This window comes from Leucobacter sp. NPDC058333 (assembly GCF_042726155.1).
Classification (GTDB): Bacteria; Actinomycetota; Actinomycetes; order Actinomycetales; family Microbacteriaceae; genus Leucobacter.
This window is the reverse complement of the sequence record NZ_JBHXHV010000001.1, coordinates 1,056,961-1,080,123: the sequence shown is the minus strand read 5'-3', so window position 1 is coordinate 1,080,123 and position 23,163 is coordinate 1,056,961. Positions and strand designations below refer to the sequence as shown.

Sequence of the window (23,163 nt, the reverse complement as noted above, 5' to 3'; positions counted from 1 at the left end):
CGATCCTGAAATTCAGCCTTCCAGCCCGTTCCATAGCGGTCTCAAGTAGCGTTACCAAATGGACTCGACCGGCAGACGCGACTCACTTCGCACGTCATCTCGCCCGCCCCGACCCGCGCTCGCTCCCCCGCGCGCTGCGCTGGCGACGGCCGTCGTCGCTCTTCTGCTGGTTGCTGCATTTGGCGCGTACCTGCGATTCGTCGCGGTCGGGGCGCCCGCGATCGATGTCTGGTGGCACAGTGTCGTCTCGGTCGAGCGAGGCTCCGCACCCTACGCGATCGCCGTGTTTCTCGCGCAGGTCGGTGACGGCGTCGGAGCAGCGGCGTGTACCGCCATCATCGCTGCGCTGTGTTTTTCCCTGCGGCGCCCGCGCGACGCAGCGGCGGTGATGACGGCGGCCATTATTGGGGTTGCCGCGTCTGAGACGTTCAAGGCACTCGTGCTGCGGTCGCGCCCGACCGGCCAACTGTTTGAAAGCCACGGCGCCTCGTACCCGTCGGGTCACTCAATGGGGGCCGCCGCGATCGCGGTCTCCGTGGCGCTCGTCGCGATTGGTTCAGAACGCATTGGGTCGCAGCTCACGAAACTCATCGTCGCGGCCGCTGTCGTGTGGGTGCTCGCAATGATGTGGAGCCGCACTGCGCTGCACGTCCACTGGCTCACCGACACCTTGGCTGGCGCGCTGCTCGGCTTCGCGGCGGCGATTCTCGCCCGACGACTCTGGTTCAGTCAGGCGGCGGCACTTGCGGCGGGCAGCAGCCCCGCCGTCACACGATGAGGAAAGTCTCGGCCTGCGCGTAGGCTAATCGGCATGAGCGAAGAGTCCACCACCGACGCCGCAAACACCACGCCTCCGGCCGCGGCCAACACCACCGCAGAAACGGTCATCTTCGGCGCCGACTGGTGCGGCGATTGCCGCCGCGCAAAGTTGATCTTCGACCGCTCTGACGCTCCGTACCGCTACGTCGACCTCGTCCAAGACCCCGCAGCTGCAGACGTTGCACGCGACATCAGCGGGCGCACGAACATTCCGGTCATCCTCTACCCCGACGCCAGCCATCAGGTCGAACCCTCAAACGCTGACATGCTGCGGAAGATCGCCGAGCTGGGGCTCGGCCGCGCGTGACCTCGCTCCCCGAGCCAGTCACGCTCACCTCTGGGCTGACAGCCGAAGTAGAAGCGGACCGGTGGGTGCCGGGTGCGGTGCAGCTACTCGTCGACGGCACGCCGCAGTCCCACGTGAATCTGAGTGACCCATCAGAGCTGTTCTTTGAATATGTGCGCCGCATTGGCCACGTCATCGACCTGTTCAAGCCCGCCGGCCAGCCGATCTCAGCGTTGCACCTCGGCGGCGGTGCTTTTACCCTGCCCCGCTACGTCGAGGCGACGCGCCCCGGTAGCCGTCAGCAGGTGATCGAACTCGAGGGTGCGCTCGTCGACCTCGTACGTGCAGCGGCACCGCTGCCGAAGCGCGCGAGCATCCGGGTCCGACGAGGCGACGCCCGTGAGGTCGTCGGCAAGCTCCCCGACGGCATGCGCGGTGCCATGGACCTGATCGTCGTCGATATTTTTGCCGGCGCCCGTACGCCGGCGCACGTCTCGAGTATCGAGTTTTACGAGTCGCTGCGGCCGTTTCTCTCGTCGGGCGGTGTCATCGTCGTGAACGCTGCCGACGGCAGCGGACTCCCCTTCGTGCGGGGACAGGCAGCGACGCTCGCGCGGCTGTTCACGTCGACCGTCGCGATCGCGGAGCCCCAGGTGCTGAAGGGGCGGCGCTTCGGCAACGTGGTGTTCGTCGCGTCTGACACCGATCTCGAAACACTCGACTGGTTGCCGCGGCTGCTCGCAGGCGGCCCGCACCCGGCCCGCATGCTGGTCGGGCGAGAATTCAAGGACCTCGTGCGCGGCTCGGTGCCGGTGACGGACGCGACGGCCGTCGACTCCCCCGAACCCGCGCGAGAACTATTCGGGCGAGCGTAATCCCGTGGCTGAGCTCGCGCGGGTGCGTATTTGGGCGGAGGCGCTCATCGCGATGCATCTCTCGGATATCAAGGTGCGCGGTGATCGCCCGTGGACGTTCGCCTTCGACAACGCGAAGCGCCGCGCCGGGCTCTGCAATTACACCGACCGCCGCATCACCGTCTCGCGCTATCTCGCCTCAAAGTTCGATGACGACGAAATTCATCAGGTGCTGCTGCACGAGGTCGCGCACGCGCTCGCCGGCCCCGACGCCGGCCACGGGCCACGCTGGAAGTCAGTCGCGAACGAGCTCGGGTACGTCGGCGGGGTCACCCACCACGGCGAGATCGCGCACGAACGCGCACCCTGGATCGGTCACTGCTCGGCCGGGCACGAGCACTTCCGCTTCCGCAAACCCACGCGAGTTCACTCGTGCGGCAAATGTGCGAAACGGTTTTCTCCGCAGCACGTGATCGAGTGGCGCAGGCGCTAGTACCCCGTTGCAGAAAGCGCCTGACGCAGCAGCGCGCCTCGACCGTTCGCGAACTCATCAAGCGTTTCGGGCCCGAGCGCTTCTTCCGGTGCCATCCAGGTCACCTCGAGCGCGTCTTGACGCGGATTGCATGTACCCGTCACGGGCACGACGTACACGAGGGAAACGGCGTGCTGCCGATCATCGACGTAGGGCGAAATGCCCGGCATCGGGAAGTACTCTGCGACCTGCACGGGTACAAGTGCGGTTGGCATCTGCGGGAACGCCATCGGCCCGAGATCGTTTTCGAGGTGCCGAAAGAGCGCCTCACGCAGGGTCTCGCCGTAGCGCACGCGACCCGAGACGAGCGATCGCGTCATGAGCCCCTCGGGGGTGCTGCGCAGCAGCAGACCAACCTCGACGACCTTGCCCAGACCATCAAGGCGCACCGGAACAGCTTCCACGTACATGATTGGCATCCGGCCGCGCACGAAGCTCAGCTCGTCATCGCTCAACCAGCCCGGGTTACCCGCGGGCGCCGGGCGGTCTTCTGGACCCTCGGGGTCAGGAAGTTCGGCAGTGTCGATCGTCATTCCGTCACCCGTCCCGTCGCGTTGCGGCCCGGATCGCGTCGCGAGCGGGCACCTTCCATCCTGCCACGCCCGGCAGAGCTGTCGCGCCCGGCGCGCCTCACCTAGTCTGAGAGACATGGAACTGCTCTCGAATCCCGCGACCCCGGTCACCCGACGTGTCGCCATCGCTCAGGTGGCGAGCCCCGACGATGAATCCCCGGCCACGCGCATCGAGCGGGTTGAGGCACTGCTCCGACAGGCAGAAGGCGTCGACCTGTTCACGCTCCCCGAGCTCTGGAGCGCGGGCTACTTCGCGTTCGACCGCTACGAAGAGCGCGCAGAAACGCTCGCGGGGCCGACCGTGCAAATGGCGCAGCGTGTGGCACGCGACCTCGGCGCGGAAGTACACCTCGGGAGCATCGTGGAGCGCGGCGCCGACGGCCAGCTGCACAACACCGCCGTGCTCGTTGATGCCACGGGCCGGGTCGCCCAGACCTATCGCAAGATTCACGTGTTCGGGTACCAATCGCTCGAGTCTCAGCTGCTGACCCCCGGATTATCGCTGAGCGTGGTGCCCGGGGCACTCGGTGCGACCGCGAGCACCACTTGCTACGATCTGCGGTTTCCGGGCCTGTGGCAGGAGCTCAGCGCGCGCGGGGCAGATACCGCAATCGTGCCAGCAGCGTGGCCCGCGGCTCGGCGCGAGCACTGGCGCCTCCTCACGCAGGCACGCGCGGTCGAGCATCAGCTCTGGGTCGTCGCGACGAACGCGTGCGGCAGTCAGTCAGATGTGCAACTTGGCGGGTTCAGCCGAGTCGTCGACCCCTCCGGCCGCATCGTGGCCGAGTGCGGCGACGGTGAAGAGCTGATGGTGGTCGACATTGAGCCGGGGCGCGTCGCCGACGTGCGTGAGGAGTTCCCCGTGATCCGGGATCGCCTGAGCACAGACGATTATCGGGCGCTCTCTAGCGAAAACGCCTGAACTCGCGGGTGCTCAGACCCCGGCGCTCAGACCGCGCGCACTCAGACCGTTACTCGGACGACGCGTTATTCCGGCAGGATCGTGACATCAGGCCCGAGCACGGCCGTTGATGCGGCGATCTGTTGCTCAGGCGTGACGCCGAACCGCGTCGTTGCAAGCAGATCTCCCGCCTGAGCCAACGGCGTGAGCGAGAGGTTTGACCGCGCGTCCAGGGCTCCCGCGGCCTCCTGCTCGGCCGTCCAGTCGTAGTGCATGTACGTGAGAATGCCCGTGGGATTGTCAATTGACACCGCCCCCGAATCGGGGTCACGCACCGCGTCGAACCCGGCGATCACCCCGGTGCGTTGATCGAGCTCCAGCTGGGTGTTGAGCATGTTGCCAATCGAGTACCACACGAGCGTGCGGCCGCCATCGGCCCGATCGAGCCAGGTCGTCGGCTGCAGCACGTGCGGGCCGGTGCCCACAACGACGTCGGCGCCCAGATCGGCGACGCGCTGCGCGAACGCGCGCTGCTGGTCGTTGACGTCGTGCGAATCTTCGGTGCCCCAGTGTGCCGACACGATCACAACGTCTGCCTGCTTATTCGCCTCAGCCAGCAAGTCCGTGACGAGCGCGTCGTCGCCCATCATATTGAGCGAGACGCCGTCAATCGGCGCATTCGAGTACTCCGCGAATGACACGAGGGCGAACTTCACTCCGCCCTGCTCGAAGACGGGAACGGTGCGCTGCTCTTCGACGTTTCGATTTGCGCCGTCGACGGCCGACGGCGTCAAGCCGTCCCACACACCTCGCGTCGCCGCGATGCCCGCCGCGCCGAGGTCGGCACTGTGATTCGTGGCCGTGTTCACGAGATCGCACCCGGCTACGCCGTGCAGATCGCGCGCAAACTCTGCCGGGGCGTTGAACGTCGGGTACCCGCTGATGCCGAAGTCGACACCCGCGCTCGGCACTTCCTGATTGCAGAACGTCACGTCCGCGGCCTTGAGCTGCGGGGCGATGCCCGTGAAGAACTGACCGTAGTCGTAGCCGCCGTCTGGCTGCAGCGCGTTCTGATTGACGGAATCGTGGGGCAGCATGTCTCCGAGTGCGATGACGTGCACCGTATCGCTCGCGGCTTCAGCATCGGGCTCGGGCTTCGGTGTCGGGTCGGCGCTCGGCTCGGCGGCGCCATCGGCATCCTCGACGCCCTCGGGGTCAGCCGAGGCATCACCCGAGGCCGTCTGGGCTGTCGGTGCAGACGTTGCCCCCGGCCCCCAGGCGATCGCGGCGGCAGCCCCGCCGAGACCCAGCACCACGACGGCCGCGGCCGCGATGGCAATGATGCGACGGGTGCGTCGCGGCAAGCGGCGCTTGCCCGTCACCGCGATCGGGGTGTATTCCCCGGGCACGTTCTTCCCGGAAGAGTCTTGCCCGCTGCCACTGCCGTCATCCATAGGAACAGCCTAGTTGCCGGTCGGGGCGCCTCCAGTAGCATTGCCGCATGGCTTTGCGACGGTACCGGGTGGGAATTGCGGTCGCCTCATTCGGTCTCGCCATGCTCCTGCTGACAGGGTGTGCTCCTGAACCTCAGCCCGCCGCAAAGCGGGGCGAAACGAACAGCCCGGCCACGACGTCGAAGACGTCGGATCCGGAATCGTCATCGTCGCAAGCAGACTCTGCCGCAACGAAATCGTCTCCCACCGAACAGAACTTTGACCGCACGGCGCACTCCCTCGATGATCCGATGTCGATCTGGGTCGTGAGCAACAAGCTGCGTGCGTTGCAGCCGGCGGATTTCGCACCAACCGACCTCGTGATGCCCACCGGAGTGGAAAACGAGTTCGAGCAACCGCTGCGCGCCCCTGCGGCGAGCGCGGTCGAGTCGCTCGTGAGCGCCGCGCAGGCCGACGGTATCGATGTGCGGATCATCAGCGCCTATCGGGACTACACCACGCAGACGACTCTCTACGACAGCTACGTCGCGCGCGACGGGCAGCAGGCGGCAGACACGTACTCCGCGCGCCCGGGGCACTCCGAGCATCAAACGGGGCTGGTCGTCGATTTCGATGACCACGGCGATTGTTATCTCGCCGCGTGCTTCGGTGAGACACCTGCAGGCACCTGGCTCGCGGCCCACGCGAGCGAGTACGGCTTTATCGTGCGCTACCCGGATGGTAAGCAGGCGGTAACCGGATTCATGCCGGAGCCGTGGCACTTTCGGTTTGTCGGCGTCGACCTGGCCGAACGCATGCGCGCAGACAACGTGACCACACTCGAAGAATTCTTCGACCTTCCCGACGCGCCAGGGTATGCGCAGTGAGCGAGACGACCATGACCAGCGCCGCACCAGAATCACACACCGCCCCCGACCGTACGATCAGGGTGAGCGCCGTCGTGATGCGAGACGATGCGGGTCGGGTGCTGAACGTGCGCAAGCGCGGCACGACTTCATTCATGCTTCCGGGCGGGAAGCACGAACTCGACGAGGCTCCGATCGACACCGCTGTGCGCGAGTTCGAGGAAGAACTCGGCATCGATCTCGATCGTGACCGGCTCCGCAGCCTCGGGGTCTTCCGCGCGGTCGCCGCGAATGAGCCGGGTCACGTGGTCGAGGCGACGGTCTTCGAGCACCCGCTCGTGCCAGAGGCCGCCGCCGCGACCCCGCGGGCCGAGATCGCCGCACTTGAATGGATCGACCCGCTGGCGCCGCGCGACGACATTGCGCCACTGAACACCGACTACGTCTTTCCGGCGCTGCTCTCGAACGAGTAGCGGCAGGGCGCAAGGCGCGTGCGGCGCGCACCGCGCTCACCGCGCGCGAGTCTTATCGTTCGTGAATGATCCACATATTGTTCACCGAACTCTGAACGATCGAATGGGAGCAATCCCCCGGGGCCACGCCCCGCACCTTCGATCCTGGAGACTCAGTGACGTCCAGCACTCTCATCCTCATCGCCGTCGATCTCATTGCGGCCGCGATCCTCACGTTCGGCATTTACTACCGACGCCACCGGCGGCGCGATCTCGTGGTCGCGTTCCTCGGCGTGAACGTCGGAGTGCTCGCGGTCGCCACGGTACTCAGCACGGCAGAAGTTGCCCTCGGGCTCGGGCTCGGGCTCTTCGGGGTGCTCTCGATCATTCGCCTGCGGTCATCCGAGATCTCACAACGCGAGGTCGCATATTACTTTTCGGCGCTCGCCATGGGCCTCATCGGCGGCCTGAACTCCACTGACCCCCTCGTGCCGACGCTGTTCATCACGCTTATTTTGCTCGTGATGTGGGCGGCGGATCACCCGGCGCTGCTCAGTCGCAGTCGTCATCAGGTAGTGCGCCTCGACCGGGCAATCGTTGACGAACGCGAACTCACCGATGAAATCGAGGCTCGACTCGGCGGCGCGGTGACGTCGCTCACCGTGCAAGATCTCGACTTCGTCAACGACACGACTCTCGTCGACGTGCGCTACCGACTGCCCGCCACAGCGAGCCGCCGGCATTCGAACGACCGGAGCGCGTTGGGAGCTACCGAGCTCGACGGGGCGGCCCAGCTGTGAGCGCCGCGCTCGCGCAGCTCGCGGACGTGACGCGAGGCTTCAACGCCGTCGAGCTCGAAGAGTTGGTGACGGATGCCGCGCTCCTGACCCGTGTCGACCGCAAATACGTGGTGCCCGCCTCAGACGCCGCCCACATCGTCGGAATGGTTGATCCCGACACCCGCGTGCTCGACATCGACGGCGAGCGCTCGTTCGGATACGCCTCTGTGTACTTCGATACTCCCGACCGCGTCAGTTACCACCTCGCGGCGCAACCGCGGCGGCGGCGCTTCAAATTGCGCACCCGCGCGTACCTCTCAAGCGGAACTGCGTACCTTGAGATGAAGACGCGGGGTGGTCGCGGAGCTACGGTGAAGGATCGCATCCCATACGACATCGCCGACATTGAACGTCTGACCGCGACTGGGCGGGAGTACGTCGGCGCAGCGCTCGACGCGATCGGACTCGACAGCGAACTCGTGCACGCCATGACTCCGACACTCACCACCCGCTATCAGCGCATGACCCTGCTGGCGCCCGGCGGCAGCCGTGCCACGGTCGACACCGCCCTCGACTGGATCGACGCCGATGGCGAGTGCGTTTCGCTCCCCGACCACGTGATCATCGAGTCGAAATCTGCTGGCCCGGCCACCGAGTTCGATCGCGCCCTCTGGCGGAAAGGGCACCGACCTCAAGGCATCAGCAAGTTTGGCACGGGAACCGCGGCCCTGCACCCCGAACTTCCCAGCAACAAGTGGGCGCGCCTCTTGCGCGGCCCCTTCGCAGACACGCGGTCGCTGACCATCCCACCCGCCGCTCACCACCTCACCCCCGACACCCAGGAGAACCACTCATGAAACGCACCCTGCTCACCGCTTCCGCACTCGTTCTCACCGGAGGGTTGCTCGCCGGCTGCAGCGCCGTCGCCGCCACATCCTCAGCGGCCAGCGAGAGTGGCACCAACGCGACGGCGGTAGCCTTCACCGGCGACCTGAGCCCGAGCGAAGTGATCGCGGCGAACGCCAACGCGACCACGGTGAACGACGACGAGTGGTCAGACGCCGACGCAATCGATGTCACGCTCTCGGGCGACAGTGCGAAGTCGGAGAGTGACGCCGTCACTGTGTCGAGCGGCACCGATTCAGGGGGCACCGGTGCGGGGGGCACCGGTGCGAACGTCCTTACGATTTCGGAGGCGGGCGTTTACCGCTTGAGCGGCACGTTTGACGGCAGCGTCGTGGTCGCGGCACCCGATGACGCGCAGGTGGTGCTGATGCTCGATGGCGTCACTATCGCCAACGATGCGGGGGCGGCGATTGATGTGCAGACCGCCGACGACGTCGCGCTTTACCTCATCGACGGCAGTAAGAACAGCGTCTCTGATACCAAGACCTATGCCGACGACGCCACCGTGAACGCGGCAATCCACGCTGACTCAGACCTCACCGTCTCGGGTGACGGGGCGCTCGATGTCACTGGCAACGGCAATGACGGCATCGTGAGCACCGACGACCTCGTCATTCTGTCGGGCCTACTGTCGGTGACCGCCGTCGATGACGCGCTGCGTGGGAAAGATGCGCTCCTCGTCGAGGGCGGCACGCTCGATCTCACGGCGACCGGCGGCGACGGCCTCAAGAGCGATCAAGACACCGACGAGACGCAGGGCTACGTGTTCGTGTCGGGCGGCACCGTCGACATCACCGCGGGCGATGATGGCGTCCAGGCCCAGACCGACGCGGTCGTTACCGGAGGCACACTGACCATCGCAGCGACCGACGATGGGCTGAAGGCTGAATCGATCGTCTCCATCGGCGACGGCAAAGTCACCATCACCGACTCGAACGAGGGTATTGAAGCCTCGTCAATCGGAATCGGCGGCGGTACCGTGAACGTCACGTCGAGCGACGACGGCGTCAATGGTTCGGGTCTCGCGGCCACGACCGCAGATGCAAGCGCTGACGCAAGCGGCGGCGCCGGCGGCGGCATGAGCGACACGGGCGAGCGCGTCGAGATAACTGGCGGCACTGTAACGGTGAACGCGGAGGGCGACGGACTCGACTCGAACGGATCGCTCACCATTTCGGGCGGCGACGTGACCGTGTACGGTCCCACGCAGTCGGGGAACGGCGCCCTCGACGCGAACGGCGATCTGACGGTGTCGGGCGGCACCGTCGTAGCGTTCAGCGGCGGCGGTATGGAACAGTCACCGGGCGACTCGTCCAGCCTGGGCTGGGTCACCTTCAGTGGCGACATCATCGCCGGTCAGAAGGTCGAGATCGTTGACGATTCGGGTACGACCGTCGCGACCGCCACCTCCGAGAAGACCGCCGGCGCGGTCACGGTAGCTGGCGCAGACATCGTCTCGGGCGACACCTACACGCTGACCGCCGACGGCGACGAGCTGGGAACGGCGACCGCTGGCGAGGCGTCTGCAACGCAGGGCCCCGGCGGCGCGGGTGGCGGCATGGGCGGCGGCCAGCGCCCGGGCCAGGCCCCGCCCACACAGGGCTAGCACCGGCCGGGCATCCCCCGCAAACCCCCGCCGAGCACGAGGGTTCTCGCCGAACACGAGGGTAAAACCGCCGTAAATGGCCTCGTGTTCAGGTGGAACCCTCGTGTTCAGGCGGAACCCTCGCGTTCGGCGGGGGTTTTGCGGGCGGGCGCGGGCGGGCGGGGGCGCGGCGCGGCGCGGGCTAGAGCGGCGGGCGGGGGGCCGTCGGAACGTCGAGGCCGAGGAGGGCGTTTTCTGCGACCTCCATGAGGGCCGGGTGGATCCAGTACTGGCCGCGCGCCGCCGTGTGGGCGTCGATGCCGAAACTCATCGCCATGATGACGACCTGAATCAGGTTTGAGGCCTGGTATCCCATCACGTGTGCGCCAAGAATGCGGCCGTCTCGGCGATCTGCGACGACCTTGAAGACGCCGGTCTGGTCTTCCAGCGCCCAGCCGTACGCCGTGTCACCGTAGGACTGCAGCTTCGTGGTCACGTTCACCGCCCCAATGGCCTCGTTCGCTTCGGCCTCAGTGAGCCCGACCTGCGCGATCTCTGGGTCAGTGAATACGGCCGCGGGGATCCCGTCCTGGCGCGACTCCCGCAGATCGTCCGGGTGCTCGAGGTTGTGCGCAACGACGCGCGCCTCGTGATTCGCGACGTGCTTCAGCTGCGCGGCCGAACTGATGTCGCCGAGCGCGTAGAGTCCGGGCACCGGCAGGCCGTCCGAAAGCACCCGCTGATACGTGTCGACCGCGATGCGGCCGTCGTCGTGCAGGTCGAGCCCCGCCTCGGCGGCACCGACGAGGTCAGAGTTCGGTGTGCGCCCCACGGCGACCAGCACCACGTCGGCGGCAACCTGTTCGGTGACGCCACCGCCCACTGCACTCCCGAAAGCCCCGCCTGAGCCCGCGACTTCAACGAGCACGCCACCGTCTGCCGCCTCACGAATGGCGGTCACCGTGTGGCCGAGCCGCAGGTCCCACTGGCGCGCGGCCTCCGCCGTGAATCGTGCCGCGATGTCGCTGTCCGCGCGCTTCAGCAGCTGCTCGCCGCGGTGCACGTGCACGACCTCTGATCCGAACGCCGAAAAGATGTTTGCGAACTCGGCCGCAATGTATCCGCCGCCGACGACCACGACGCGCTTCGGCAGCTCGGGCAATCGCATCACCGTGTCTGAGGTGTGCACCTGCGGCAGGTCGATGCCCTCAATTTCGGGGATCACGGCCCGCGATCCAGCTGCGATGACGAGCTGCTTGGCTTCCACTCGGGTGCCGTCGTCAGCGACGAACCCGTGCGTGCCGGTGAGGCGCACGCGCTGCGAGATGAGCTCAACATTGTCGAGCTCGTCGCGGCGGTAGCGCTCGCCTGCCGCCGAGATCGCGTCGACGCGCCCGAAGATGCGATCCCGCATCGCTGGCCAATCGACCGCATCTGTGTGCTGTGCGACATTCAGTCGCGCAGCCTCCTCTGGACCGCGAGCGATCGCCGCCGGCCGCACGAACATCTTCGTCGGGATGCACCCGACGTTCAGGCAGGTGCCGCCGAAGACGCCCTGTTCGGCGATGACGACGCGGCGGTCGTCCCAATAAGGGGTGACGAGCGAATTGCCCGATCCCGAACCGATGATTGCCAGGTCAACCGCAGGATTCTCCATGAGGCGATCCTACGGCTGACCGGCTGAATCAACAGTCAGGCCCGGCAACCGAGAGCCCGGCAGCCGAGAGCCCGGTAGCCGGGCCCGGCAACCGCGTCCCTTAGAACGACTGCCCGTCGAGCCACTCTTTCGCAATGTCTTCGGCGGAGCGCTCGTCGTTCACGCTCTGACCGTTGAGTTCGACGAGATCTTCGGGCGTCATTGCAGCGCTGACGTCGTTGATGACGCCCTCGGCCTTGTCGTCGACCTTGTCGCTCGCGATCGGCACGACGTTCGACGCGAGGAAGATGCCCTTCGTGTCTTCGAGCGTGACCAGGTCGTTCGCGGCCAGGGACGGGTCAGCGGAGTAGATGTTGGCGAACTGGATCGAGCCGTCCTGCAGCGCCTTCACCGTGAGCGGCCCACCGCTGTCTTCGATGGGGGTGAACTTCACGTCCTTGATGCCGTAGGTCTTTTCGAGCCCGGCGGGGCCGTAGGGCCGCGACTCGGCCTCGGAGTTCGAGCCGAAGGTCAGCGGATCAGTGACGTTCTTGAGATCATCGACCGTCTTCAGATCCCACTTCTCGGCGAACGCCCGAGTCACCACGTAGGTGTCTTGGTCGGTGGCCGGAGACTGTTCGAGCACTCGCAGGCCCTTCGGCATTGCCGCACTCAGCGCGTCGTAGACGTCGTCCGAGAGGCGCTCGGGTGCGTCGGAGACAAAGTACTGCAGCAGGTTGCCGGAGTACTCGGGGAACAGATCGATCTTGCCGCTCTCAATCTCGGGCAGATAGACCTCGCGCTGCCCGATACGGAACTGGCGGTCAACGTCGAAACCGTCGGCCTCGAGCGCCTGAGCGTAGATCTCGGCGATGATCTCGTTCGAGTAGTAGTCCTGGGAGCCCACGACAATGGTGTCACCCTTGGCCGACGCGTCGCTGTCGCCCCCGCTCGAGAGCGGATCGGAGCTTGAGCAGCCGGTAAGCGCGGCCGTGAGCGCCAGGGCTCCGGCCGTGAGCGCAGCGCCCAGGCGGGCGGAGCGCAGTGCGGTTCGACGATGCATGATCGTATTTCCTCTCGATGGGGTTTCAGTTCGGTGACGGTGATGGTGCCAGTGACACAGACTTCGGCGTGACACCAGCGATGCGGCGAGTCGCGAGTCGCTGGCACGCTGCCAGCACGATCTCGAGCACGAGCGTGAGCGCGATCACGAGGAGCGCGCCCGCGAGCATCTGCCCGTAATCGCGTGATTTCAGTCCGCTGAAGAGGTAGCGCCCGAGCCCGATGTCTGACGTGTACGCCGCGAGCGTCGCTGTCGAGACAACCTGCAGCGTCGCGGCACGAACACCGCCGATCATCACGGGCAGCGAGAGCGGGAGTTCCACCCGCAGCAGCACCTGCGCTGGGCTAAATCCCACGGCCTTCGCCGCCGAGGGAATCGATGGCGGGATAGCGCTGACGCCCGCGTACGCACCGGCGAGCAACGACGGGATCGCCAGCACTATGAGCGCGAGCAGCGGGGCCGCGACGCCGATGCCGAGGGCGAGCCCGAACAGCGTCAGCACGCCAAGCGTCGGCAGTGCCCTGGCCGCGCCCGCGAGGGCGCCCACTGCACCGGCGCCCCGCCGCGTGTGACCAATAATCGAGCCAATCGGGAGCGCAATAACACCGGCGATGAGCAGCGCGGCCGCCGCGAGCAATATGTGCTGCAGCAGACGGATCGGGATGCTGCCCGGCCCGCTCCAGTGCGCGGGGTCGGTCAACCAGGCAATGGCATCTGCGAAGAGATTCATGCGGAGACCCCCGCATCGGGCCGGGCCTCGGCCCCGGCAGGAGTCGCCGCGGGCGCCGGATCAGCCGAGCGTCCGACCGCCGCGGCGCGCCTCGACCACGGCGTCAGCGCGCGGCCGATGGCCAGCACGATGACGTCGAGCAGCAGTGCCAACAGCACGGTTGCGATCACACCCGTCCAGATCTCGGCGAAAATACCCCGCTGAAAGCCATCGGTGAGCAGCGTACCGAGGCTCGGCACGCCAATGAGGGCGCCCAGCGTCACGAGGCTGATCGTCGACACGGAGACAACGCGCACACCCGAGATCAGCACTGGCACCGCGAGTGGCAGGTCGACGCGCCAGAACAGGCTGCGCGGTGCGAATCCGATCGCAACCGCCGCGTCGCGCAGTTGACCGTCGACCGACGCGAATGCGTCGCACGCCGTGCGCACGAGCAGCGCGACGCCGTAGACGCTGAGCGCGGCGACCATCGTCTGCCACGACCGGAGCGAGGTCCCAATGAGCGCTGGCAAGATGATGAGCAGCGGCAACGCCGGGATCGCATACGCCAGCGTCGCTATCGACAGCAGTGGACCACCAATGCGCGGCCTTCTAAACGCGAGACGCCCGATCGGTACCGCGATAATCACACTGATCACGATGGCCGGCACGCTCAGCAGCAGGTGTGAAACGGCGAGTTCGAGGACGAAGTCCCAGTTCGCGATCGGCCAGTTCACGACTCGAGAACCCCCACGAGACGACCTGCGGCGTCGACGGCAATACGCTCGCCGTCGGTCTCGACGACGTGCAATCGCCGCTCGCCCCGATCAGCACCGACGAAGTCGCGCACGAAGTCGTTCGCCGGGCTGCCCAGAATCTCAGCCGGGGTGCCACGCTGCGCGATCCGGCCGCCCGTTTCAAGCACGATGACCTCGTCGCCGAGCAAAAACGCCTCGTCAATATCGTGCGTGACGAACAGGATGGTCTTGCCGAGCTCGGCCTGGAGCCGCAGCAGCTCTTGCTGCAGCTCGCGACGCACGATCGGGTCGACGGCCCCGAACGGCTCGTCCATGAGCAGAATGTTCGGGTCGGAGGCGAGCGCCCGGGCGACGCCCACGCGCTGCTGCTGACCACCAGAAAGCTGTGCCGGATAGCGCGCGCCCATCGCCGGATCGAGCCCCACCCGTTCGAGCAGCTCACTCGCTGCGTTGCGCGCCTCCCGCCGCGAGGTGCCCGTGAGCACGGGAACGGTCGCGATGTTGTCGGCGACCGTGCGGTGCGGCAGCAGACCGCCCTGCTGCAGGACGTATCCGATGGATCGCCGCAGCTCGACCGGATTGCGAGAGCGCACGTCTTCACCGTCGATCAGCACGCGGCCCTCGGTTGGATCGACCATGCGATTCACCATGCGCATGAGCGTCGTTTTTCCCGAGCCCGACGAACCCACCAGTACGACTGAGCGGTGCGAGGGAATGACGCACGAGAACTCGTGCACCGCCGTGGCGCCGCCGGGATACACCTTCGATACTCGCTCGAACTCGATCAAGTCGGCCCCTCCCGGTGCACGCACCGGGTTCGGCGCATCAATAACCCTAGCCGGGTGCCCCGGTGAATTCGCAAGCCCTTGTGACCGAACCGTGCCCTGGGTTAGGTGCGCTCGAAGGAAAAACCGGCACAATGGGAGCATGAATCGCAGCAACGTCGCTGACGTGATTATTGTCGGTGCTGGCCTCGCAGGACTCGTCGCTGCCCGCGAGTGTTTCCGGGCGGGCCTGCGCACGATCATCGTCGACCAGGAGGGCCCGCAAGACCTCGGCGGGCAGGCGTGGTGGTCGTTCGGCGGGCTGTTTCTCGTCGACTCCCCCGAACAGCGCCGCTTCGGCGTACACGACTCGTTTGACCTCGCGTGGCAAGACTGGTGCGGCAGCGCACAGTGGGATCGTTTGGGCGACGAAGACTCCTGGGCAGCGCAGTGGGGGCGCGCCTACGTAGAGTTCGCGGCCGGCGAAAAGCGGTCGTGGATCAAAGAGGCCGGTATCGAACTCACCCCCGTGGTCGGGTGGGCGGAGCGCGGGGATCTCACCGCGGGCGGCCACGGCAACTCGGTGCCGCGCTTTCACGTGCCGTGGGGCACCGGAACCGGCGTCGTCGGGCCATTCGTCACGGCAGCGCTGGAGGCCGTCGAGGCAGGTCGCACTGAGATCAAGCACCGCCATCGCTGCGACGAGCTTGTGGTTGAGAACGGTGCCGTCGTCGGCATTCGCGGCACGGTGCTCGCGCCCGACACCACCGCCCGCGGCGCAGCATCACACCGCGACGTGATCGCCGACTTTGAGCTGCGGGCGCCCGCCGTGATCGTCGCGAGCGGCGGTATCGGCGGCAACCACGACCTCGTGCGGCAGTTCTGGCCGGACCGCCTCGGTACGCCGCCGCGCAACATGGTCACCGGCGTGCCGGCGTATGTCGACGGCCGGATGCTCGGCATCGCTGAGGGCGCGGGTGCGCGACTCGTGAACCGCGACCGGATGTGGCACTACACCGAGGGCGTGCGCAACTGGGCGCCGGTGTGGCCGGGTCACGCGATCCGCATCTTGCCCGGCCCGTCGCCGATCTGGCTCGACGCGCTCGGACGGCGACTGCCGCCGCCCGGCCTGCCGGGTCACGACACGCTCGGCACGCTGCGCATGCTGCGGAGCGATCCCGCGCTCACCGAGCATGACCACTCCTGGTTCATCGTGACGCACCGCATGGCGGCGAAGGAGTTTGCGCTCTCTGGCTCGGAGCAGAATCCCGATCTCACGAACAGAGACCGCAAATTGCTCCTCAAGACGCGACTCGGATCGGGTGCCCCGGGGCCGGTGCAGGCCTTCATCGATCGCGGCGACGACTTCGTCTCCGCCACCACCGTCCCCGACCTCGTCGCGCGAATGAACGAACTCACCGAGCGACCGCTGCTCGACGCGGGCGACGTGGATCGGGTTATTCGCGAGCGCGACGCAGAGCTGCGTAATCCGTTTTCAAAAGACGCGCAGCTTCACAGTGTGCGTAACTCCCGCCGCTACCTCGGCGACCGGCTTACTCGCACGACCGCCCCGCACCGGCTGCTCGATAAGGCGGCTGGTCCGCTCGTCGCGGTGCAGCTGCACGTGCTCACGCGCAAGAGCCTCGGCGGCATCCAGACCGATCTCGAATCTCGCGCGATCGGCGTGAGCGGTGAGCCGGTGCCCGGGCTGTTTGCTGCGGGCGAGGCGGCCGGGTTCGGAGGCGGCGGCGTACACGGCTACAACGCACTCGAGGGTACGTTTCTCGGTGGCTGCCTGTTCTCGGGGCGGGCGGCGGGGCGGGCCGTGGCGGCTGGCTGAGCGCGCTCAGCCAGCCAGAGCCGCGGTCAGCGACTCACGAATGACGGCGAGGCCACGATCCAACTCCTCGGCAGAGATTGTCAGCGCTGGCAGGAACTTCAGCACTTCGTCGCGCGCGCCGGAGGTTTCGATGACGACCCCGCGCTCGAACGCGCGCTGTGAGACCGTGCCCGCGAGCTCAGGGTGCGCCGTCGATGCGAGCCCGTACATCAGGCCGCGGCCGCGCACCGTGAATTCGGCCACAGGGAACTCGGCGGCGATCGATTCGAGCGCCGCGCGCAGCTGCGCCTCGCGCTCGACGATGACCTCGGTGAACGCGGTGTCGCTCCAGTAGGTCTCGATCGCGACGCGAGCGCTGACGAACGCGAGGTTGTTGCCGCGGAACGTGCCGGTGTGAGCACCCGGCTTCCAGACGTCAATTGCGGGGTCCATCAGCAAGATCGCCATCGGCAGACCCGACGCTGAGATCGACTTCGAGACCGTGACGAGATCGGGCACGATGCCCGACTGCTCGAAGCTAAAGAACTCACCGCTACGCCCGACGCCCGACTGAATATCGTCGACGATCAGCAGGATGCCGCGGTTTTCGGTGAGCGTGCGCAGGCGGCGCAGCCACTCGGGGCTCGCCACGTTGATGCCGCCCTCGCCCTGGATCGTCTCGACGATCACCGCGGCGGGCAGGTCGAGCCCCGAACCCGGATCATCGAGCATGCGCTCGAACAGGTCGAGGGTGTCGACGCCGTCGCCGAGGTAGCCGTCGTAGGGCAGGCGGGTCACATCACCGAGCGAGACGCCACCCGCTGCGCGATACTTTTCGTTGCCCGTTGCGGCGAGCGCGCCGAGGCTGAGCCCGTGGAAACCGTTGGTGAACGCGACGACGTTCTGTCGGCCGGTTGCCTGGCGCGCGAGTTTCAATGCCGACTCAACCGCGTTTGCACCGGTGGGACCGGTGAACTGAATCTTGTAGTTCAGCCCGCGCGGGGCGAGCACGAGGCGCTGAAACGCTTCGATGAAGTCGCGCTTCGCCGAGGTGGCCATGTCGAGGCCGTGAATGATGCCTCCGCTCTGAAGGTACTCGATCAGCGCGGCTGTGAAGACCGGGTTGTTGTGACCGTAGTTCACGACGCCAGCGCCGCTGAAGAAATCGAGGAACTCGCGCCCATCTTCGGTGACGAGCACCGAGCCGTGCGCGCGCTCGAACACGACCGGGAAGGAGCGGATGTAGCCGCGTACCTCTGACTCGTACCGGTCGAACACTGCAAGGTCGCTCATGAATTCAGCTTTCTCTCTGCCTGCGGGGCGCGGGATCACCGCGCGGAGCTGAGCTTCTGACGCGGGTAGTGCGCCTCGTCTCCTGCTATCGAGGATAGGCGCAATCAAGCTGAGGGCACGCCAGCCGGGCGGGCTTCTCGTACGGCCCGCCCGGCTGGCGCAGTTGCGGATCAGGCGTCGGCGGTAGCCGCGACCTCGGTCACGCCGGCTTCGAGGTTGCGACGCAGTGCCGCCCCGAGCTCGGCATCCACCTGCGACCAGTATCCGATGGCGCGCTCACGGATCTCGGGGCTGGTGACGCCACCGACCGCGCCCGTGATCGTGGCGAGGAAGCGCTCCTTCGCCGCCGCGTCAAACACGTCGCGGTAGAGGGTTCCGGCCTGACCGAAGTCGTCGTCCTCGGCGTGCAGCGTTGCCGCGGTGCGCACGAGTTCGCCGTCGGATTCCCAGGAGCCGACGCCGGCTGCCGCCGGGTTTGCCGCTGGGCCACCGTGTGAGTTCGGTGCGTACACCGGCGTCTGCGGCGAGTTGAATCCGTGACGTTGCGAACCGTCCTGCGAGTAGTTCGCGACCGGCGCGACCGGTGCATTCACCGGGATCTGGGCGTAGTTCGTGCCGACGCGGTACCGCTGTGCGTCGGGGTACGAGAACACGCGCGCCTGCAGCATGCGATCAGGGCTGATGTCGATGCCCGGCACCGTGTTCGCTGGCGAGAACGCCGCCTGCTCGATCTGCGCGAAGAAGTTCTCGGGATTGCGGTTGAGCGTGTGCACGCCGACCTCGATCAGCGGGAAGTCCGCGTGCGGCCAGACCTTCGTCAGGTCGAACGGGTTAAAGCGATAGGTCTTCGCCTGCTCGTACGGCATCACCTGCACCGACACCTTCCAAGCGGGGAACTCACCGCGCTCGATGGCCTCGTACAGATCACGCCGGTAGTAGTCGGCGTCAGCGCCGGCGATGGCCTCGGCATCTTCGCTCGACATTTCGGCGTTCCCCTGCAGCGCCTCGAAGTGGTACTTCACCCAGAATCGCTCACCCGCGGCGTTGATCCACTGGTAGGTGTGAGAGCCGAAACCGGGCATGTGGCGCCACGACAGCGGTAGGCCACGGTCGCCCATGAGATAGGTCACCTGGTGCGCCGACTCGGGCGAAAGGGTCCAGAAGTCCCACTGCATGTCTGCGTCGCGCAGACCCGAACCCGGAAGCCGCTTCTGCGAGTGGATGAAGTCAGGGAACTTGATGCCGTCGCGAATGAAGAACACCGGGGTGTTGTTGCCCACGATGTCGTAGTTGCCCTCGGCGGTGTAGAACTTCACCGAGAATCCGCGCACGTCGCGCCAGGTGTCGGGTGATCCCTGCTCGCCGGCGACCGACGAGAAGCGCTGCAGTGACGGGGTGACGGTGCCCGGCTGGAACATCGCCGCCCGGGTGTACGCCGAAACGTCGCCGGTGACGACGAACTCGCCGAAGGCGCCGCCGCCCTTCGCGTGCACGATGCGCTCGGGGATCCGCTCGCGGTTGAACTGGGCGAGCTTCTCGACGAGGTACCGGTCGTGCAGAGCAATGGCGCCGTCGCGGCCGGCGGCGAGGGAGTGCTCGTCGCTCGCTACCGGTGTGCCGGTTTGGGTCGTGGTGTCGGGTGTGTGCATGATGCTCCTCAGGAGTTGTGCGCACGACAAATCATCGCCCCGAACCCCGGGGTGACGGTGTGTATTCGTCTATGCGGCCGATGCGGCGCAGTCGGGACAGATGCCCCAGAACGTCACTTCAGCTGTCTGAACGGTGAAGCCCGCCGTCGAAGACGGGGCAAGGCACGGCGCGTGACCGACGACACAGTCAACATCGGCGACTGCCCCGCACTGGGAGCAGACGACGTGGTGGTGATTGTCGCTCACACGACGTTCGTAGAGCGCCGCGGAGCCTGCTGGTTCGATGCGGCGGGTCAGTCCCGCCGCCGTCAGGTCCGCGAGGATGTTGTGCACCGACTGAATCGAGGTCGTCGGCAGCGCGCTCAAGACCACTCGGAACACGCGATCGGCGTCCGAGTGCGGCATGGAGCCGAGCGCGTCCAGCACTGCAACGCGGCCGGCGGTCGCCCGCAGCCCGGCGTCGCGCAGCGCCAGCTCGTTGTTCGTCTCCATACCCGCAACACTAGCTGCTTATTTTGAGTAATTCAAATAAAGCGACGCCGGATCGGCGCTGCGTGAAGCTGCATCAGCTCTTGGGGCCGCCCGCGACGTAGAGCACCTGCCCCGATACGAACCCGCTCTCGGGTGCGGCGAAAAACGCGACCGCGTGCGCAATGTCCTCCGGCGCACCCACGCGGCGCACCGCCGTGGCGGCTGCCTCGCGCTCGACCAGCTCGTCGAACTCAATGCCGACACGCTCCGCCACGCCGCGCGTCATGTCGGTGACGGTAAACCCGGGGGCGACCGCGTTCACGGTAATCCCGAATCTACCGAGCTCGAGGGCAAGCGTCTTTGTGAAGCCCTGCAAACCGGCCTTAGCCGTCGCGTAGTTCGCCTGACCGACATTGCCGAGCGCGGAGGTGCTCGACAGGTTGATGATCCTGCCCCACCCGCCCTGCACCATGTGGGACTGCACCTCACGGCTCATCAAGAAGGCGCCGCGCAGGTGCACGTTCATGATCGTGTCCCAGTTCGCGACCGACATCTTGAACAGCAGATCGTCGCGCAAGACGCCCGCGTTGTTCACCAGCACGAGCGGCGGCCCGAGCCGTTCGACGACCCGCGCCACACCTGCCTGCACCGCTGGTTCGTCGGCAACGTCGACCTCGCACGCGAGTGCGTCGCCTCCGGCAGCGCGAATCAGCTCGGCCGTCTGCGAGGCACCCGCAATATCAAGGTCGAACACCGCTACGCGCGCACCGTGCTCTGCGAGCTCCAGCGCAATTGCCCGGCCGAGCCCGCGGGCCCCGCCGGTGACGATCGCAACAGTGTCAGCCACGCACGGCCTCGGCGATGGGCGTCGAACCGGTGTTAAAGCGAATCGTGCGCCCAATAGTGGAGTCATCGGCGAGCACCGCCGCAATCGTGGCCGCCACATCGGCGCGCGACACAGTCTCCGAGGTGGTGGCTTCAGCGTCGATCGCGCCGGTGGGGTCCTCCAATGTCAACCCGCTCGGGCCGAGCACGGTCCAGTCGAGTTCGGACGCGCGAAGACGCTCGTCTGCGTGAGCCTTCGCCTCGGCGTAGGTGAAGAACGAATTCTCCGGATCAATACCGTGGTCGAGCGAGGCGCCGAAGTACGACACCATGACGTAGCGCTTCGCGCCCGCCCGCTCGGCAGCCTCCATCGTGCGAATCGCGGCGTCGCGGTCGACGGCAAGCGTGCGACTCGCGTCTCCCCCACCCGCGCCCGCTGACCAGACCACCGCGTCGTGATCGGCGATGAGCTCTGCGAGAGCATCAACGTCGAGTTGTTCGATGTCGGCGACGAGGGGCGTCGCTCCCGTCGCGCGGACCTCGTCGGCATGATCCGGATTACGAATCACCGCCGTCACCTCGTTTCCAGCTGCCACCAGCAGCGGCTCCGCGAGCAGTGCGATCTTGCCGTGTCCACCGAAAATAATGATGCGTGTCATGTGGCCCACACTACGCCGGGGGCTTGCTCCGCAACCAGACTGTTCGCGGGCAGCGCGATCCGAGCGCGGGCCGATCCGCGGGCAGCGCGATCCGAGCGCAGCGGGCTCGCGCGCGTAGCGTTCGGGTGTGAGCGGTGCAACGGGGTGCCGTTCTGCGCGGCCTTCAGCGAGCCTGGAATGGTCGGCGGGGCGCACGGGCGCCGCACGCCGACGAAGACGAAACCGAAACTCCCGAACCCAGGAGGTTTACTGATGTCACATCTCACCGGCAAGCGCGTCGCGATTCTCGCTACCAACGGCTTCGAGGACTCGGAGCTGACTGAACCGCTCTCGGCTGTCACCGAACACGGCGCCGAGGTGACGGTCGTGTCGACGAAATCCGGCACCATCACGGGCAAGAACGGACACGAACAGCAGGTTTCGCTCACTTCAGCTGAGGCGAAGGCAGACGATTTCGATGCGCTCGTGCTTCCGGGCGGAGTTGTGAACGGCGATCAGATTCGGCTTGACGCCGACGCCGTCGCGTTCACCAGGGACTTCTTCGCGCAGCACAAGCCCGTCGGGGCCATCTGTCACGGCGGCTGGATTCTTGCCGACGCCGACGTGCTGCAGGGCCGCAAGGTCACCTCATACGCGAGCCTGCGCACCGACCTGCAGAACGCCGGCGCGACGTGGGTCGATGAAGAGGTCGTGGTCGACGAGGGCCTCGTCACGAGCCGCACCCCCGACGATCTGCCCGCCTTCAACGCAAAGCTGGTCGAAGAAATCGGCGAGGGCAAGCACTCGGGTCAGACGGCCTAGCCCCTCCAAGGTCGCCGAACCCCTTCCACAACGCCGAGCCCCTCCCGCAAGTACGTCATTGCGGGAGGGGCTCGGCGCGTTACCAGGGGTTCGGCGGCGACACTGAGTGCGCGCCAGGGGCTCGGCGGGGTTAGTGCGTGGGGGTCGCGGTCTGCGGAAGGCCGAAGACGCGATCAAACAACCACGTGTAAGCGACAGTAAATACGAGGAAAAACACGAGCAATCCGCCCTCGATCATGAGCGCCTCGACGAGACCGATGCCGAGCATCAGGGCGACGAGCGGAATGGTGAACACCAGCACCCCGCCCTCGTAGCCGAGCGCGTGCACAGCGCGTGACACGACACCGCGGCGAGTGGCGCCCACGCGCCGCTCGATGGCCTCAAAGCCGGTGTTCCAGAGGTAGTTCCACACGGTCGCGGTCGTCGATACCAGGATCGCTGTCAGCGTTGATTCTGCTCCGCCGTGACCGAGCAGCGCGCCGAGCACGAAGACCGTGAACACCACGCTGAGCGTTTCGTACCCGCCAACGAACACGACGCGACGAAGCACGGTGCGACCGGCGAAGATCTGATGCGCGCGCGGCTGAGCAGCATTGCGTGCGGATGAATGAGGAGACACGGAAAGCTCCGCGGTGTGGCCTGGGGCGGTCACGGGTATCACTCCAACTCGCGCTGACGCTGCGGCGCCGTGACAGAGTGCCACAGCAGGAGACCGCGGCAGCTACGCCGAT

Annotated in this window: 25 protein-coding genes; 12 read left to right on the top strand and 13 right to left on the bottom strand. The window is 66.7% G+C overall.

Going from position 1 to position 23,163, the window contains the following annotated elements; translation table 11 throughout:
* Positions 1 to 58 precede the first annotated feature (58 nt).
* The 4 genes from ACFWHR_RS05065 to ACFWHR_RS05050 are packed head-to-tail and all read left to right on the top strand — an operon-like array spanning position 59 to position 2,452.
* On the top strand, positions 59 to 778 hold the full coding sequence (locus ACFWHR_RS05065; RefSeq protein ID WP_382447180.1) for a phosphatase PAP2 family protein: 720 nt from the start codon (positions 59 to 61) through the stop codon (positions 776 to 778).
* Positions 779 to 811: 33 nt separating this feature from the next.
* The gene (locus ACFWHR_RS05060; protein WP_382447179.1) at positions 812 to 1,126 is read left to right on the top strand and encodes a glutaredoxin domain-containing protein; all 315 of its coding nucleotides are present in this window, start codon (positions 812 to 814) and stop codon (positions 1,124 to 1,126) included.
* Entirely contained in the window at positions 1,123 to 1,980 is an 858-nt protein-coding gene (locus ACFWHR_RS05055) for a spermidine synthase (RefSeq protein WP_382447178.1), read from the top strand. The genes ACFWHR_RS05060 and ACFWHR_RS05055 overlap by 4 nt, the downstream gene beginning before the upstream one ends.
* Before the next feature lie 4 nt (positions 1,981 to 1,984).
* Positions 1,985 to 2,452, top strand: coding sequence for a SprT-like domain-containing protein (locus ACFWHR_RS05050; protein ID WP_382447177.1), 468 nt, complete (start codon positions 1,985 to 1,987; stop codon positions 2,450 to 2,452).
* Here the strand turns inward: ACFWHR_RS05050 and ACFWHR_RS05045 are convergent.
* On the bottom strand, positions 2,449 to 3,024 hold the full coding sequence (locus tag ACFWHR_RS05045; RefSeq protein ID WP_382447176.1) for an NUDIX hydrolase family protein: 576 nt from the start codon (positions 3,022 to 3,024) through the stop codon (positions 2,449 to 2,451). The two genes, ACFWHR_RS05050 and ACFWHR_RS05045, sit on opposite strands and share 4 nt — an antisense overlap.
* Positions 3,025 to 3,139: 115 nt before the next feature.
* Between ACFWHR_RS05045 and ACFWHR_RS05040 the strand changes: the two genes are divergently transcribed.
* Complete coding sequence (locus ACFWHR_RS05040) at positions 3,140 to 3,985, top strand: nitrilase-related carbon-nitrogen hydrolase (protein ID WP_382447175.1); 846 nt, start codon at positions 3,140 to 3,142, stop codon at positions 3,983 to 3,985.
* Positions 3,986 to 4,050: 65 nt separating this feature from the next.
* On the opposite strand, the gene ACFWHR_RS05035 is transcribed toward ACFWHR_RS05040, so the two are convergent.
* Positions 4,051 to 5,418, bottom strand: a complete 1,368-nt coding sequence (locus ACFWHR_RS05035) for a CapA family protein (protein ID WP_382447174.1) — start codon at positions 5,416 to 5,418, stop codon at positions 4,051 to 4,053.
* A gap of 47 nt (positions 5,419 to 5,465) precedes the next feature.
* On the opposite strand from ACFWHR_RS05035, the gene ACFWHR_RS05030 reads away from it, so the two are divergent.
* From ACFWHR_RS05030 to ACFWHR_RS05010, 5 genes are all read left to right on the top strand, one after another.
* Positions 5,466 to 6,284, top strand: a complete 819-nt coding sequence (locus ACFWHR_RS05030; protein WP_382447173.1) for a M15 family metallopeptidase — start codon at positions 5,466 to 5,468, stop codon at positions 6,282 to 6,284.
* Complete coding sequence (locus tag ACFWHR_RS05025; protein ID WP_382447172.1) at positions 6,281 to 6,736, top strand: NUDIX domain-containing protein; 456 nt, start codon at positions 6,281 to 6,283, stop codon at positions 6,734 to 6,736. The genes ACFWHR_RS05030 and ACFWHR_RS05025 overlap by 4 nt, the downstream gene beginning before the upstream one ends.
* A gap of 155 nt (positions 6,737 to 6,891) precedes the next feature.
* Complete coding sequence (locus ACFWHR_RS05020) at positions 6,892 to 7,515, top strand: DUF4956 domain-containing protein (protein ID WP_382447171.1); 624 nt, start codon at positions 6,892 to 6,894, stop codon at positions 7,513 to 7,515.
* Positions 7,512 to 8,351: a polyphosphate polymerase domain-containing protein gene (locus tag ACFWHR_RS05015; protein ID WP_382447170.1), complete on the top strand. Its 840-nt coding sequence runs from the start codon at positions 7,512 to 7,514 to the stop codon at positions 8,349 to 8,351. The genes ACFWHR_RS05020 and ACFWHR_RS05015 overlap by 4 nt, the downstream gene beginning before the upstream one ends.
* Entirely contained in the window at positions 8,348 to 10,006 is a 1,659-nt protein-coding gene (locus tag ACFWHR_RS05010) for a carbohydrate-binding domain-containing protein (RefSeq protein WP_382447169.1), read from the top strand. The genes ACFWHR_RS05015 and ACFWHR_RS05010 overlap by 4 nt, the downstream gene beginning before the upstream one ends.
* A gap of 181 nt (positions 10,007 to 10,187) precedes the next feature.
* Here the strand turns inward: ACFWHR_RS05010 and ACFWHR_RS05005 are convergent, their stop codons facing one another.
* The 5 genes from ACFWHR_RS05005 to ACFWHR_RS04985 form a co-directional block, all read right to left on the bottom strand.
* Positions 10,188 to 11,642, bottom strand: coding sequence for a mycothione reductase (locus tag ACFWHR_RS05005; RefSeq protein ID WP_382447168.1), 1,455 nt, complete (start codon positions 11,640 to 11,642; stop codon positions 10,188 to 10,190).
* 100 nt (positions 11,643 to 11,742) lie between these two features.
* Positions 11,743 to 12,684 (bottom strand): ABC transporter substrate-binding protein, encoded by a 942-nt coding sequence (locus ACFWHR_RS05000; protein ID WP_382447167.1) that lies wholly within the window; start codon positions 12,682 to 12,684, stop codon positions 11,743 to 11,745.
* A gap of 25 nt (positions 12,685 to 12,709) precedes the next feature.
* Entirely contained in the window at positions 12,710 to 13,414 is a 705-nt protein-coding gene (locus ACFWHR_RS04995; protein WP_382447166.1) for an ABC transporter permease, read from the bottom strand.
* Positions 13,411 to 14,130, bottom strand: a complete 720-nt coding sequence (locus tag ACFWHR_RS04990) for an ABC transporter permease (protein WP_382447165.1) — start codon at positions 14,128 to 14,130, stop codon at positions 13,411 to 13,413. The genes ACFWHR_RS04995 and ACFWHR_RS04990 overlap by 4 nt, the downstream gene beginning before the upstream one ends.
* The gene (locus tag ACFWHR_RS04985; RefSeq protein WP_382447164.1) at positions 14,127 to 14,939 is read right to left on the bottom strand and encodes an ABC transporter ATP-binding protein; all 813 of its coding nucleotides are present in this window, start codon (positions 14,937 to 14,939) and stop codon (positions 14,127 to 14,129) included. The genes ACFWHR_RS04990 and ACFWHR_RS04985 overlap by 4 nt, the downstream gene beginning before the upstream one ends.
* Positions 14,940 to 15,078: 139 nt before the next feature.
* Between ACFWHR_RS04985 and ACFWHR_RS04980 the strand changes: the two genes are divergently transcribed.
* Positions 15,079 to 16,755 (top strand): FAD-binding dehydrogenase, encoded by a 1,677-nt coding sequence (locus ACFWHR_RS04980; RefSeq protein WP_382447163.1) that lies wholly within the window; start codon positions 15,079 to 15,081, stop codon positions 16,753 to 16,755.
* Between the two features lie 6 nt (positions 16,756 to 16,761).
* On the opposite strand, the gene ectB is transcribed toward ACFWHR_RS04980, so the two are convergent.
* From ectB to ACFWHR_RS04955, 5 genes are all read right to left on the bottom strand, one after another.
* Positions 16,762 to 18,027, bottom strand: coding sequence for a diaminobutyrate--2-oxoglutarate transaminase (gene ectB / locus ACFWHR_RS04975; RefSeq protein ID WP_382447162.1), 1,266 nt, complete (start codon positions 18,025 to 18,027; stop codon positions 16,762 to 16,764).
* A 170-nt stretch (positions 18,028 to 18,197) separates the two neighbouring features.
* Complete coding sequence (locus tag ACFWHR_RS04970) at positions 18,198 to 19,676, bottom strand: catalase (protein ID WP_382447161.1); 1,479 nt, start codon at positions 19,674 to 19,676, stop codon at positions 18,198 to 18,200.
* 69 nt (positions 19,677 to 19,745) lie between these two features.
* Positions 19,746 to 20,168 carry a Fur family transcriptional regulator gene (locus ACFWHR_RS04965; protein WP_382447160.1) on the bottom strand — a complete coding sequence of 141 codons (423 nt, stop codon included), beginning with the start codon at positions 20,166 to 20,168 and terminating at the stop codon, positions 19,746 to 19,748.
* Between the two features lie 73 nt (positions 20,169 to 20,241).
* Positions 20,242 to 20,994, bottom strand: a complete 753-nt coding sequence (locus tag ACFWHR_RS04960) for an SDR family oxidoreductase (protein ID WP_382447159.1) — start codon at positions 20,992 to 20,994, stop codon at positions 20,242 to 20,244.
* Positions 20,987 to 21,631, bottom strand: coding sequence for an SDR family oxidoreductase (locus ACFWHR_RS04955; RefSeq protein ID WP_382447158.1), 645 nt, complete (start codon positions 21,629 to 21,631; stop codon positions 20,987 to 20,989). The genes ACFWHR_RS04960 and ACFWHR_RS04955 overlap by 8 nt, the downstream gene beginning before the upstream one ends.
* Positions 21,632 to 21,883: 252 nt before the next feature.
* Here ACFWHR_RS04955 and ACFWHR_RS04950 point away from each other — a divergent pair, with 252 nt between their 5' ends.
* Complete coding sequence (locus tag ACFWHR_RS04950; protein WP_382447157.1) at positions 21,884 to 22,432, top strand: type 1 glutamine amidotransferase domain-containing protein; 549 nt, start codon at positions 21,884 to 21,886, stop codon at positions 22,430 to 22,432.
* A 130-nt stretch (positions 22,433 to 22,562) separates the two neighbouring features.
* Here ACFWHR_RS04950 and ACFWHR_RS04945 read toward each other — a convergent pair whose 3' ends face one another.
* Entirely contained in the window at positions 22,563 to 23,051 is a 489-nt protein-coding gene (locus ACFWHR_RS04945; RefSeq protein WP_382447156.1) for a PACE efflux transporter, read from the bottom strand.
* Positions 23,052 to 23,163 lie beyond the last annotated feature (112 nt).